A 12,341-nucleotide genomic window follows, 5' to 3' on the forward strand; every position below is an offset into this window, starting at 1 on the left:
CCATGAACGACGCCGACATCGAAACCGACGCCGCCGACCGCATGCTGCTCCAGCGCATGGCGGCAGGCGATCGCGTAGCCCTCGCCACGCTCTACCGGGGTTATCACGGCCGCCTGTGCCGTTTCCTGTCCCGACTGACCCGGCGCGCAGACGTCATAGAAGAAGTCATCAACGACTGTTTCTGGATCGCCTGGCAGAAGGCCGCCACCTTCCAGGGCGACTCGCGGGTCTCCACCTGGATCATGGGCATTGCCTACCGCTGCGGCCTCAAGGCGCTGCGCCAGCATGGCGACGAGCCCATCCAGGACGAGGCACTCTACGGCGACCTGGCACCCAGCCACGATCCGGGCGAAGACCGCGAACTGCGTGACTGGCTCGGCAAGGCGCTCGAACGCCTCAGCGTGGACCAGCGGGCCGTCCTCGAACTGGTCTACGGTGTAGGGCATTCACTCAACGACGTCGCGGTCATCATGCAGTGCCCCGTGGGCACCGTGAAGGCCCGGCTTTTCCATGCACGCGTCAAGCTGCGCAATGTCCTGCCCGACCTGGCAGGTGACCCATCCATGCAGCTAGGGAGTACGCCATGAATTCTCCAACCCCCGCAGGGCGGGACTGCGCCCGGGCATGGGAAGCCATGCCCTGGGTCCTGCAACACAGTGCCTCCGCCGCACAGGCCGAATGGCTGGAAGGCCACCTGGCCGGATGTGCATCCTGCCGCAACGAGTATGAGCAGCAGCGCCTTCTGCAAAAAGCCATGCAGCTGCCTTCCGACGTTCCGGTAGACGTCAATGCCGGCCTGAAACACCTGCTGGATCGCCTGGACGTGCACGACGCCGAGGCCGCAGCGGCGCCGGTGGCACGGCCGTCACGCCTGCGTGGCAACCAGTGGATCCTCCGGGGACTCGTTGCGGCGGTCTTCGTACAGGCCGTGGGTATCGGCATCCTCGGCCTGAAACTCAGGCAGCAGGATGCCAGCCCGGCTTATCACACCTACAGCCAGACGACGGGCGTCACCGTGCCGCCCGGTGCGATGCATGTCGTACCCGATGCCGGCATGAAGGTGGCTGACTGGAACGCGGTCGTGAACTCCTTGCACCTGCAAGTGATAGGCGGTCCCAATGCGGTAGGTGCCTATACCGTGCTTGCCGCCGGAGGAGCCTCCGCACGGGAGAATGTGCTGCGTCGCCTGCGCGCAACGCACGGTATCCGCATGGCCGAACCGGTCAGCGAGGCACCATGAGGCTTCTGCGCGTCGGTATCGCCCTTGCGTCGCTTGCCCTGGCGGCGTGCAGCGCCTCGCACTCCGTGGCGAGAGCGCAAGGCGATATCGGACCCGCAGCGAGTGCGAGCAGCATGGACGGTGATCGCGACATCGTGCTCGCCGTTGCCAACCCCCTTGAGCCGCCTGCCACCCACGCCGGCTCCACCCTGATCGGATACACCCCGCCCGCCAGCTATGGCGCAGGCCAGCGCGCGCTGGCTGTTCTTTCGGATATTGAAAAGCAATATGGCTTGCGCGAGCGCACCGGCTGGCCCATCAAGGCTTTAAGCGTTTACTGCGTGGTGGTGGAAACGCCACCTGGCGTATCCCGCGATGCCCTGCTGAAAACCCTCGCTGCCGACCAGCGCGTGAGCCTTGCGCAACCGTTGCAGGACTACACCGTCTATTCGGATAGCACGGCGTCCGCGTCACAGGGCAACCCGCGCTACAACGATCCCTATGTCGACCTTCAGCGCGGTTTTGTGGAAACCGACGCCACAAAAGCGCATCAGGTCAGCCAGGGGCATGGTGTGCACGTGGCCGTCATCGACACCGGCGTCGACCCTGCGCATCCCGACCTGCAAGGCCAGATCAGCGAGCAGCGCGACATGGTGGGCAACGATGTCGCCAGCGCCGACGGCTATCACGACGCCCATGGCACCGAAGTCGCGGGCATCATCGCCGCCGTGGGCAACAACCACCAGGGCATCGTCGGCATCGCTCCCGCCTCTACCGTGTCCATCTACCGCGCATGCTGGTACACGAACGACCGGCGCAGCGGTGCTCGCTGCAATTCGTTCACCCTGGCCAAGGCCATGGCAGCCGTGCTGGATACCAACACGCGCATCGTCAACATGAGCCTCGGCGGACCTGCGGATCCCCTGCTCGGCAAGCTGCTGGCCGAACTGCTGAAACAGGGGCGCATCGTCGTGGCAGCGTTGCCTCCCGACGGTTCGATGGCGGGGTTTCCCGATAACACCCCCGGCGTGATCGTCGTGCGCTCCGGCTCGGCCACCCAAGCGCCGCCCGATGTGCTCAGTGCCCCTGGTGATGACATCCTCACGACCCAGCCCGGCGGTGGGTACGACTTCACGTCGGGTTCGTCCATGGCCACGGCCCACGTCAGCGGCATCCTTGCCTTGATGCTTTCCGTATCGCACGGGCTCGATGCCGCTTCCGCGGAACAGGTGCTCGAATCCACCAGTACGGTGGTCAACGGCATGCGCCAGGTCAATGCCGCCGCGGCCCTGCACGCATTGCAGCAGACACCGCACCGCTAGAAGCGCGTCGTTGAGTCAGCAGACATGCCGTGCCAGCAGGCCAAGCTGCTTCACCGCACGATCGAGGCGATCGTCCCACGGCAAGCCGCAGCTAATCCGCAGGCAATCCGCGTGATCGCCGTTGCGCGAGAACAGCACGCCCGGCGAGGTGCCGATTCCTTTTTCCAGCGCAGCCTCGAACAAGGCCACGCCACCGCCCGGCGAGGGCAGCTGTAACCACAGCGACAGCCCACCCCGGGGATCGCTGACCCGGGTGCCCGGGGGCCACTGGCGATAGATGGCGTCGCGCAGGCGATGTGCGTTGTCTGCCACCGTCTTCCGCAACCGGCGCAAATGCCGTTCAAGATCGTGCTGCCTGAGGTAATCGGCGATGGCCAGCTGCGGCAGGCTGGCACTGCTCACGGTCGAGAAATATTTGGCGCGGGTCAGCTCGTCGGTCCAGGCCCCGCCGGCCATCCAGCCCACGCGCAGCCCGGGTGCCAGGATCTTGGAGAACGAACCGCAGCTGATCACGATACCGTCGGTGTCCCATCGACGAAGCGGCGAAGGACGCTGTCCGGACCATGCCATCTCGCCGTAGATGTCGTCTTCGATGACGATGGTTCCATGTCGCGCGCAATGCTTCAGGAGAGCCTGCTTGTCGGCATCGCTCGTGAGACTGCCCAGCGGATTGTTGAAGTTCGGCACAAGGACGGCGGCTTTAACCGCATTCTGTGCGAGCAGTTGCCCCAGTCGCTCGACATCGATGCCCTGCCCCGGCCGGTTCGGCGTTTCCACGACTTTCAGCTTCAGCGCCGCAAGCGTCTGAAGAATGCCGTGGTACGTCGGCGTTTCCACGAGCACGACGTCACCGGGGACGGTGACCGTACGCAAGGCGAGATGAATCGCTTCCATCGTGCCTGCCGTGATGACGATTTCATCGGGCGACACCGTGGCCCCGACATGCGCATAACGCTGGGCAATCTGCCTGCGCAGCACCTCATGCCCCTGCGGAGGCGCGTAGTCGAAAGATGCCGTACGTGCATGGCGCATGCAGCGCCCGAGTGATGCCGCCAGGGCAGCCTGCGGCAGCAACGACGGACCAGGCGTTCCGCTGTGCAAAGGAAAAACGTCCTCACGGGCGAGCATGGCCAGCACATGCTGGAGGGCCGGATTCCTTACCGGACCCGGCGCACGCTTCGGTGGCGCCTTGATCGTTGGCGACGGCGAAGAGGGGGCGTGGACGAAATATCCGGATCGCGCACGTGCCACCACGATGCCTTCCCGTTCCAGCTGCAGATAGGCCTCCACGGCGGTGGCCGCGCTGACCCCGTGTCCCTGTGCCAGTTGCCGGATCGACGGCAATCGCTCACCGGCGCGCAGGGTACCGTGGGCAATCTGGGCCCGGATATCGTCCGCCAGTCGTTCGTACCGGAGCATGGTCGCCCTATCTGTACTGGTCAAATTTCATTCTATCTGAATCTGTATTGGCGACCAGCCCCCGTCTAACCTGACGGAAACGACAGGAACCCCACATGCACACCACACCAGCCGGTGACGATTCCCGGCGCGCGCTCTTGCAGCTTCTCCTGGGCGAACTGTTGATCGGTTCGGTCGGGGTCTTCGTCCACGAGAGTGGCCAGGACGCGATCACGGCCGTGTTCTACCGCTGCCTGTTCGGCGGCCTGTTCCTGCTGGGCTGGGGAGCCTTCCGGGGCTACCTGCGCGGACTACTGGATGACCGGGCCTTGCTGCGTGGTGCGCTACTGAGCGGTGTGCTGCTGGTGCTCAACTGGGTTGCCCTCTTCCTGGGCATGGAGCGGTCGTCAATCGGCGTGGCAACGCTGGTGTACCACGTCTTTCCCTTCGTGATGCTCATCCTTGCGGCGCTGTTTCAGGGCGAACGCACGCGCCCGGTCGATCTTGCCTGGACCCTCATCGGTTTTATCGGCGTGGCCTGCTCGGCGGACCCGGGGCGCCTGTGGCATGGCGCCGATGCCTCGTACCTCGCAGGCATCGGCCTGACCCTGGTGGCGGCTGTGCTCTGCGGTACGTCGTTGCTGCTGTCACGCAAGGTCGGCAAGCAGAAGCCTTTCGCCCTTGTCATGATCCAGTGCTGGATCGGCGTGGCGATGCTGGCCGGCTTCAGCAGTACCTCGGTATTCCATATGGGCACGCACTGGGGTTGGCTGGTCGGGCTGGGCGTCATCCACAGCGGCATCGTCTACGTGTTGTTCTACTCCGCCTATTCGCGACTTCCCGTCGTCACGATCGCGGTGGTTTCCTTCGTGTATCCGCTGGTCGCACTGCTGCTCGATTACCTCATCTACGGCCATGCGCTCGTACCGGTGCAGATGGCCGGACTCGTATTGATCGTCCTTGGGACCCTGGGAGTCAATCTCAAATGGCGCATTGCAGGATGGAACAAGCGCAGGCCCGCATAACTGCGTCAGGGCAGCGAAAACCGCAGTACGACGGCCCGCTATGACGTGTAAATATCCCGATAAGTCAAAGCCAGGGCGAGGACCTCCTGAAACATAAGCTTATCGTCAACCAGCGTCTCTTTGTGATGCTTGCGTTCGAGCATCAGGCAGAGGCCCCGACTCAATCGTTCGGCGTAATGGGTCATGCGACTCCAAAGCGCGATCAATGCCGACACATCGCCTCCCATCGCATCCTTCTGATAAGCGCAAAGCCGCTTACGATAAAAGACGGTCATGAGCACGAGCGCACAGGCGTCCAGTAACGTGCCGCCAGCCCGCACGATCAGTGCCCCCATCAGGAGCCGGGCAATGCGACCATTTCCATCGAGAAAGGGATGAATGGCAGTCAGCTGGAAATGCGCGGCGCAAAGAAACCCGCGATCAGGATCACCTTGCGCCTGGCAGGCCTGGAAAAAATTATCCAGGTACAGGGATATGGACGCTGCGGGGGGATACAGCCATTCTGCATCATGAATGGAATGAAAGGGGCCATGCCATACGGCACGGTCTCTTATTCCCCGCATGGATGCAGGAACAAGACCGGCGTGAGCCAGAACCAGCGATTCAATACTCATATCCCCGTCGAGCGATGAAAGTGCGCGCAGGCATGCCAACTGCTCGACGAGATAGTGATCCGACAGCCTCTTTTTCCGAAGGGGCCACCTTAGCAGGCTTTTCGGATCTGCCCGCCAAGCACAGATGACATATAGAAGGTACCGGGCCGCCAATGGCCTCGTGTCAATGCCTTTACCGGATTGCACCAGGCGAGTCTCGACAGCGGGTTTCGATGCCTGCGTACGTAAAAGGCCTGGAACGAAGTAGCGCAGATCCGAGTGCAGCCCACGATGCCTGTAGCCGACGTAGGTTCCGTCACTGGAGAAGTGCTCACGCATGGAAGGTCATGGCAATCTCCCGCAGTTCAGTCATGATCGCCTGTGCATCGGCGTCGTTCCCGCCGAACCGAAGCAAATAATCGACACGTCGCCGCTCACTCACCGGCATGAGTATCGGATAGATACCCATGCCTCCGACCCGAAAAAGGTAGACAACGGCGGAACGAACGGAGCAAGCCTGTTTCAGGCCCATGAGAACCTCGGCATCATGCAGCGCATGCATTCGTTGTCGGTCCCGGATAGCACGTTTCGGAACGAAACAATTCACCAGACAAGGAAAACGGTTCGGAGAAGCAGGTCTTGCATGCCGCGATAAGACGGGTAACCTCAGCAAGCCCCTTGCCCTGATCCAGCAGATTCGCGCACTGAACCGCAGCCAGAATCTCCATATGAAAAGGCGACACGGGAACGAACGTGACACCACAAACGGAATGACCGGCTTGTGTCCGATAGAGCAAGGATCCTGATCTCACCGCCTCCAGGAAGGCTTTCCCCTTCATGGACCGGCTGAACATGAACACCAGGGCGGTCGCCTCGGCACCGATCAGCGAAACGATTTCGTCCACGTCGTCGGCGCCGGCAATGGCCCGTCCGAAATAGGGTGTTCCGAAGACGCTATGCATCAGTCCAACATGCTGCGCCATGGCGCTTGCACCCCAGCGTCGCAGGAGGTCATGTGTTCCGACCAGATGATCCATGAGCGTACGATCCGAATGCAGGATGACCGTCGCCCCGCGCTTGCGTAGAAACGCAAGCAGGTCATGCCGGAGTGGCGCCCCGCCCTCATGGTCGCAGGCGACCGGATCACCCTTGAGTGATGGCCGCCGCATCGCCGTCGCCGTCAGCGGAATCACCGTCATCGCCGGTATCACCGTCGCCCTCATCCGGATCGCCAGCCCCGCCGCCGTCAGCGTCACCATCGCCACCCTCGCCGTCTTCACCCTCGGACACGTCCGACGCAGGTGCGATTGGCTGGTCGCCAATAGCCTGGATAGCTGTGTCGCCCGTGCTGGGCGTCACTACCATTCCGGCATACTGCAGGCCGTTGGCAGCAATGTAGTCCGCCGTATGAAATGCGTTGTCGGTGGCGAGAAACAATTCGGTAAGCGTGTTGGAAATCGGCGTTGTCGGCCAGTACTCCTGAGCAAGGTTGCCGAACCAGCCTCCGATAGCGCTGATATTGTCACCCGTCAGCACACCGGCGAGACTCAGCCCCGCACCGATCGCTATCAGCGGCGCCGCTACTTCAGCGGATGCAGCAAGCACGGTGATATTCGCGGCAATCCCCACAATATTGCCCGCAAGGCTGATGACATCGCCCGCACTTATATCGTGCCCTTCAGTGATATCAGTAACAATCTTGAGTGCCGTAATCGTTCCCGCAAAAGCGTTCGCTGGAATATTGAGGCCTATCTCCTGGGTAATATTGAATATCCCGGAAACTACCGCAATGGTCTGACCGGCGTTATTGAGTACGTCCAGCTTGTTACCATTATTCTTGAAATCGGTAGCAATCTGGTCAGGCGCCCCCACCTTGCCGACCCAGCCGACAACGATATCCTTGCTAGCCATGGATCATCCTTAAAGATCAAATAATTTGATTGCGAAATAAATAACCAACAGGAACAGGCACATGATTCCGAGCACGTCGGACACAGCCACGATGACGGCGGCGCGGTCCCCGTTTCTCGCAGCGCGCCAGAAATACCCGGTATTGCCTGCCTGATATTTTCCGGCGCTGATATAACGCATGACGATTATTTTTGACACTGCACCAAAAATAATGGCGATAACCACAAAGGCCGCTAACCAGCCCGGCAACGATTGCAAGTTCATTGAGCTGTCGACCTGATCTTGAATACCAAGGATGTGCGCAAGTAGGGGCAATCCCGTGTCGGGGCCTTTGCCGCATGAGGGATGGAGCCGTGGAACACGACGAGTCGCCCCGGTGAAGGTATGACGCACTGGGTGATCCGGGACATATCGTCCGTAAAGAATTGCGTCTCCCCGCCCCAGGCGCTGAACCAGGTTTCATTTACATAGACGACTGCGGTGTATTCGTCCGCCTCGCGAAGATTGTCCCTGTGAATGCCACCATCAAGACCGAAAGTGTGCCCATTTGCATATACCCGAAGAAGTTCGCCCTCCGGAAAAAGCATTTCTCGAAGCTGTATCCACACCTCATGAATCTCAGGGTAGCGAACGGCAAAAACCTGCTTTCTTTCACTTTGCGTCACAACATCCTTGCACCTGGACATCCTGAAGTCACCAAACCTCACATGCCAGAAAGACCGATGATCCATTCCCGGGTTTGACATCCACCCGAAAGACCAGACTGGCTTTCGCAGAATCTGCGCGATGGGCTTCAATTGCTCCGTCGATAGGAAATCGTCCTGGACATGGAGCATTTCTGCTGTCACGTTATCAGCCGACTCCATTGACGAGCCTCAGTTTGCGGGGCCTCGTCGTGACGGGGCGTTCAAGAATACCTAATCGACGGCCTTCCACGAAGGCGGACGGTGGAATCGATGCGGCACTACCGATCACATAGCCATAGTAATAATGGCTCCGCTTTCCATTAACGGAAACTCTTGATCGCAGGGTATAAGACCTGTCCCGTCGGACAAGGAAATCGTGCTTTGCTATGACCCTGGTGAGTTTGCGATCGGCCGCAATCACCATGGTAATGGGAATATCGCCCTGGAAATAGGGATCATCAGGCGATAAACGACACCAGAAATTCCAACTGTCTGGCGACGCTCTTTCCCAGCGAACCTTGTAATTAATCTTGTTCTTCACAGGCTTTTCTGCCGACACGGCAGCATTGACCACGGAAAAAACAGACATCGCCATCGGGGCGCTCACAAGGGCCGCCCTCATAAACCCACGCCTATTCATAAGATTCCTTTTATCCCTGAATACGAAGCTAATCCATCCACCCTGCTCACGTGTCACGCGATGCATTTTTATCCGACACCAGCGAAACCGTCTACAGCAATATATTTCGATTACATGCAGATCATCGTGAGAACCTGATTGCCGTGACGCAGAACGGAAATTAGAAGGTCATTGCATTGAAATAAAAGGCCGCTCACAAAAGGATGAATCAATCGTCTTTACTAAACCAGCCAATGATTATGCATTCCTTTCATGACCATCCATGATCAAGACAGGTGCGCGGTTGTATATCGAGAATTCCTGCGCGCTCCTTATGGCGACGCTATAGGGCTTCGCGCTCATGCGATCAGGCCCATTCCTTGCGCGTTCAATAAAATACCCATTTTGCCCAATGTCCACAAATTGACACACTGCATCGGCATGCTTCATCGCGCTGGTCGAATGGCGCAATCCAATAATCAGAACGGTGGCATGCCGTCACGCCCTGCGTCCTGCACAACGTCTGCTCCCACACCGATACGCAAGGAACGAGAAAGATGAAGTTCATCCATCGTGGACATGTTGGCGTGCTCCTGCTCGCCGTCGCCACGCCCGGTCTCGCATGGCCCGTGGAAACCCCACAGGGCAGCAACACCCCCGCCACTGCGAGTGACGACACCGGCAATGGACAGCCCAACCCCACTCCTGCGAAGGACAAGAAGACCACCAGCGACCTCGATTCGGTCCAGGTCACCGGCAAGGCCGTGGGCTTCACCAATACGGTTATCCCGAAGGACGAACTGAAGTTCGAACCGCCGCTCAGCAGCGTCACCGATGCCGTGAACATGGCGCCGGGCGTGAACATCACCCAGGGCGGTGTCTTCGACAGCGACGATTACTCCACCGGCATCACCCTGCGCGGCTTCACGCAGGACCAGCTCGGCTTCACCATCGACGGCCTGCCCAATGGCTCGGCCGGTTATGCCGGCGGCTCCAAGCCAAACCGTTTCCTCGACAGCGAAAACCTCGCCTCGGCCACCGTGTCGCAGGGCACCGCCGACATCGGTTCACCGTCGTTGCAGGCCCTGGGTGGCACGCTGAGCTATCAGTCGAACGATCCGAAGAGCGAAGCCGGCGTGCGCGTCGACCAGTCGATTGGCCAGTGGGATGCCAAGCGCACCTTCATCCGCCTGGATACCGGCAGCTTCTTCAACAACACCACGACGGCTTACATCAGCTACTCCACCACCCATAACGATCGCTGGATCGGTTTCGGCCACCCGGACAACGGCCACACCAGCCGCGACCACGTGGATCTCAAGCTGATCAGCAACGTCACCGACAAGCTCACGATCACCTCGCGCTTCTCGTGGGACAATGCCTACGAAAACAACTACAACGACGTCACCAAGGCACAGTTCCAGCAGGATCCGAACTACGACTTCCTCACCACGAAGTGGACCGGCGATCCGAACACGGACCAGCAATACGTCAATGCGTGGAACACCAAGCGCAAGAACGCACTGGCGGGCGTGAAGTTCGACTACCAGGTGAGCGACGACGCGGACATCAGCTTCTATCCGTACTACCACTTCCAGGAAGGCTATGGCGGCTGGATGCCCCCGTACCAGCTCTATGCCACCGACAAGGGCGGCAACCTGGTGAACAACTACCCGGCGGCAGGTGCCGGCTTCGTCCAGGCCTATTACCGTTCGCCCAACGGCGTGGCGCTGGCCCAGCCCAATGGCTGTGCCAATCCGTTCGATGCCAGCTGCTATCCGGCCGGCTCGTCGCCGATCAACAGCTTCCGCGGCAGCACGTACAAGAACAACCGCTACGGTTTCATGCTCGATGGCCACTGGGACATCGCCGGCAACCACCTCTACGCAGGTACCTGGTTCGAAGACCAGGATCGCAACGCCGGACGCAACTGGTATGAGGTGCTCGACACCGCCACGTCGTGGAAGTACGACCGCGACGCGTACTACCTGCAGTTCCTGGACAAGCTCAAGACCGACACGCGCAAGCTGTTCCTCCAGGACAACGTCACCTTCGGTCCCGTGGACGTATCGCTGGGCGTGAGCAAGTACCTGGTGAACATCTCCGGACAGGATCTCATTGCCGGCAACCGTTTTGCCGACAAGGATTTCAACTCCGACATCCTGCCGTCGGTGGGCGCCGTATGGCATCTCACCCCGGAATCGCAGATCTACGCCAGCTACACGAAGAACTTCTCGCCCCCGTCCGACAGCGTCGTGCAGGCGGCCGACAGCGGCACCGATATCAGCCAGGTGAAGCCGGAGACGTCTTCCAACATCGACCTCGGCTACCGCTACCAGACCCGCGACTTCCAGGCCAGCGTGGCGCTGTACCACGTGCGCTTCGCCAACCAGATCAACGAGATCACCCCCACCTCGCAGTACACCCACATCAACTACACCGTGGGCACCGAGGGCACCTACATCAACGTGGGCGGTATCGAGTCGAAGGGTATCGAGGGCCTCGTGGACTGGACCGTGATCCCGACGCTGGATCTGTACGCTTCGGCCACGCTCAACGATTCCACCTACCTGCAGAACCTGGACGGCATCACGAAGGGCAACAAGGTGACGGGGCAGCCGGGTCGCATGCTCGCGGTGGGCATCAACTGGCACAAGGACGACTTCCGTGCCGGCCTGTCCGCCAAGTACGTGGGCGATCGTTACGGCACCCGCGACAACACCGAGAAGATGAACCCGTACACGGTGTTCGATGCCAACGTCGGCTATCACGTCGATCTGGCAGGCGGCAAGGCGGCCACGCCCTGGATCAAGTCGCTCGACTTCACGCTATCGGTGACCAACCTGGCCAACCGTCGTTACCTGGCCACCCTGGGTGACGATTCGACTCCCGGCTATTACTACATCGGTGCGCCGCGCACCTTTGTGCTGACGGCCTCCGCGCAGTTCTGATGTTGAAAGGCCCGGGCGATCGTTGCGATCGCCCGGGCCTTCCGGTGATTCAGGACGCCTTGTGCTGCGGCACCGGCTCACCCCGCGAGGGCAGCCCGAAGATGCGATCGAATGCCCATGTGTACACGAAGGTGTAGATCGGGAAGAAGATGAGCAGCACCGCCTCCATGCTCGCTGCCTTCAGCAGCGATACGTCCATCCACCAGGAAATCAGCGGAATCAGCATGCACACCAGCGAGAGCTGGAAGCCGGCGGCGTGAAGCACGCGGCGAAGCATGCTGCGGCCCTTGTCGGCGCGCGTACGCTCCCAGGCCTCGAACAAGGTGTTGTACAGCACGTTCCAGGTGGCGGCGGTGGTGGAAATCACGACCGCGAGCGGGCCGGTGACCGAGGCGTGACTGCCGCCCATGATCGCAAGACAGGCCGCCGAAACGACCACGCCGATCAGTTCGTAGCCCACCACGTACACCAGTTTTCGCTTCAGACCCTGCACTGCCGTGTCACCTATATATCGATACGGCAGATTGTCAGGCAGTTTCCCTGATAGCAAAAGTAAACGCCTATCAAATTATCTGATAGGCGTCGTATTTGGCTTCAAGTGGGGGCAAACCGCCCGG

At 60.4% G+C, this 12,341-nt stretch carries 14 protein-coding genes; 5 read left to right on the forward strand and 9 right to left on the reverse strand.

The annotated features are described in order from the left end of the window. Window positions 1-2 precede the first annotated feature (2 nt). Genes HBF25_RS04100 through HBF25_RS04110 form a run of 3 tightly spaced genes read left to right on the forward strand, consistent with a single transcriptional unit; the run spans window position 3 to window position 2,541 of the window. Window positions 3-587, forward strand: coding sequence for an RNA polymerase sigma factor (locus HBF25_RS04100; RefSeq protein WP_166946670.1), 585 nt, complete (start codon window positions 3-5; stop codon window positions 585-587). Next, window positions 584-1,240, forward strand: coding sequence for a zf-HC2 domain-containing protein (locus tag HBF25_RS04105; protein WP_166946671.1), 657 nt, complete (start codon window positions 584-586; stop codon window positions 1,238-1,240). The genes HBF25_RS04100 and HBF25_RS04105 overlap by 4 nt, the downstream gene beginning before the upstream one ends. Then, on the forward strand, window positions 1,237-2,541 hold the full coding sequence (locus HBF25_RS04110) for a S8 family serine peptidase (protein ID WP_166946672.1): 1,305 nt from the start codon (window positions 1,237-1,239) through the stop codon (window positions 2,539-2,541). Before HBF25_RS04105 ends, HBF25_RS04110 begins: the two co-directional genes overlap by 4 nt. 15 nt (window positions 2,542-2,556) lie before the next feature. Here HBF25_RS04110 and HBF25_RS04115 read toward each other — a convergent pair whose 3' ends face one another. Then, a complete protein-coding gene (locus HBF25_RS04115) occupies window positions 2,557-3,960 on the reverse strand; it encodes an aminotransferase-like domain-containing protein (protein ID WP_166946673.1) in 1,404 nt (467 codons plus the stop codon). Window positions 3,961-4,055: 95 nt separating this feature from the next. Here HBF25_RS04115 and HBF25_RS04120 point away from each other — a divergent pair, with 95 nt between their 5' ends. Continuing rightward, on the forward strand, window positions 4,056-4,964 hold the full coding sequence (locus tag HBF25_RS04120) for a DMT family transporter (protein WP_166946674.1): 909 nt from the start codon (window positions 4,056-4,058) through the stop codon (window positions 4,962-4,964). A 38-nt stretch (window positions 4,965-5,002) separates the two neighbouring features. Here HBF25_RS04120 and HBF25_RS04125 read toward each other — a convergent pair whose 3' ends face one another. The 7 genes from HBF25_RS04125 to HBF25_RS04155 are packed head-to-tail and all read right to left on the reverse strand — an operon-like array spanning window position 5,003 to window position 8,761. Further along, complete coding sequence (locus HBF25_RS04125; RefSeq protein WP_166946675.1) at window positions 5,003-5,896, reverse strand: Fic family protein; 894 nt, start codon at window positions 5,894-5,896, stop codon at window positions 5,003-5,005. Continuing rightward, window positions 5,889-6,119, reverse strand: coding sequence for a hypothetical protein (locus tag HBF25_RS04130; protein ID WP_166946676.1), 231 nt, complete (start codon window positions 6,117-6,119; stop codon window positions 5,889-5,891). The genes HBF25_RS04125 and HBF25_RS04130 overlap by 8 nt, the downstream gene beginning before the upstream one ends. Continuing rightward, window positions 6,103-6,756, reverse strand: a complete 654-nt coding sequence (locus HBF25_RS04135) for a DUF6817 domain-containing protein (RefSeq protein WP_166946677.1) — start codon at window positions 6,754-6,756, stop codon at window positions 6,103-6,105. Before HBF25_RS04135 ends, HBF25_RS04130 begins: the two co-directional genes overlap by 17 nt. Next, window positions 6,701-7,468: a hypothetical protein gene (locus tag HBF25_RS04140; protein WP_166946678.1), complete on the reverse strand. Its 768-nt coding sequence runs from the start codon at window positions 7,466-7,468 to the stop codon at window positions 6,701-6,703. Before HBF25_RS04140 ends, HBF25_RS04135 begins: the two co-directional genes overlap by 56 nt. A 9-nt stretch (window positions 7,469-7,477) precedes the next feature. Then, entirely contained in the window at window positions 7,478-7,732 is a 255-nt protein-coding gene (locus tag HBF25_RS04145) for a hypothetical protein (RefSeq protein WP_166946679.1), read from the reverse strand. After that, on the reverse strand, window positions 7,729-8,334 hold the full coding sequence (locus HBF25_RS22630; RefSeq protein WP_425483431.1) for a 2OG-Fe(II) oxygenase: 606 nt from the start codon (window positions 8,332-8,334) through the stop codon (window positions 7,729-7,731). Before HBF25_RS22630 ends, HBF25_RS04145 begins: the two co-directional genes overlap by 4 nt. Beyond that, window positions 8,321-8,761 (reverse strand): hypothetical protein, encoded by a 441-nt coding sequence (locus HBF25_RS04155; RefSeq protein ID WP_166946681.1) that lies wholly within the window; start codon window positions 8,759-8,761, stop codon window positions 8,321-8,323. The genes HBF25_RS22630 and HBF25_RS04155 overlap by 14 nt, the downstream gene beginning before the upstream one ends. A gap of 569 nt (window positions 8,762-9,330) precedes the next feature. On the opposite strand from HBF25_RS04155, the gene HBF25_RS04160 reads away from it, so the two are divergent. Continuing rightward, window positions 9,331-11,724, forward strand: a complete 2,394-nt coding sequence (locus HBF25_RS04160; protein ID WP_166946682.1) for a TonB-dependent receptor — start codon at window positions 9,331-9,333, stop codon at window positions 11,722-11,724. Window positions 11,725-11,773: 49 nt separating this feature from the next. Here the strand turns inward: HBF25_RS04160 and HBF25_RS04165 are convergent, their stop codons facing one another. Continuing rightward, window positions 11,774-12,217 carry a PACE efflux transporter gene (locus HBF25_RS04165; protein WP_166946683.1) on the reverse strand — a complete coding sequence of 148 codons (444 nt, stop codon included), beginning with the start codon at window positions 12,215-12,217 and terminating at the stop codon, window positions 11,774-11,776. Between the last annotated feature and the right edge of the window lie 124 nt (window positions 12,218-12,341).

The sequence above is a fragment of the Luteibacter anthropi genome (assembly GCF_011759365.1).
Lineage (GTDB): Bacteria > Pseudomonadota > Gammaproteobacteria > Xanthomonadales > Rhodanobacteraceae > Luteibacter > Luteibacter anthropi.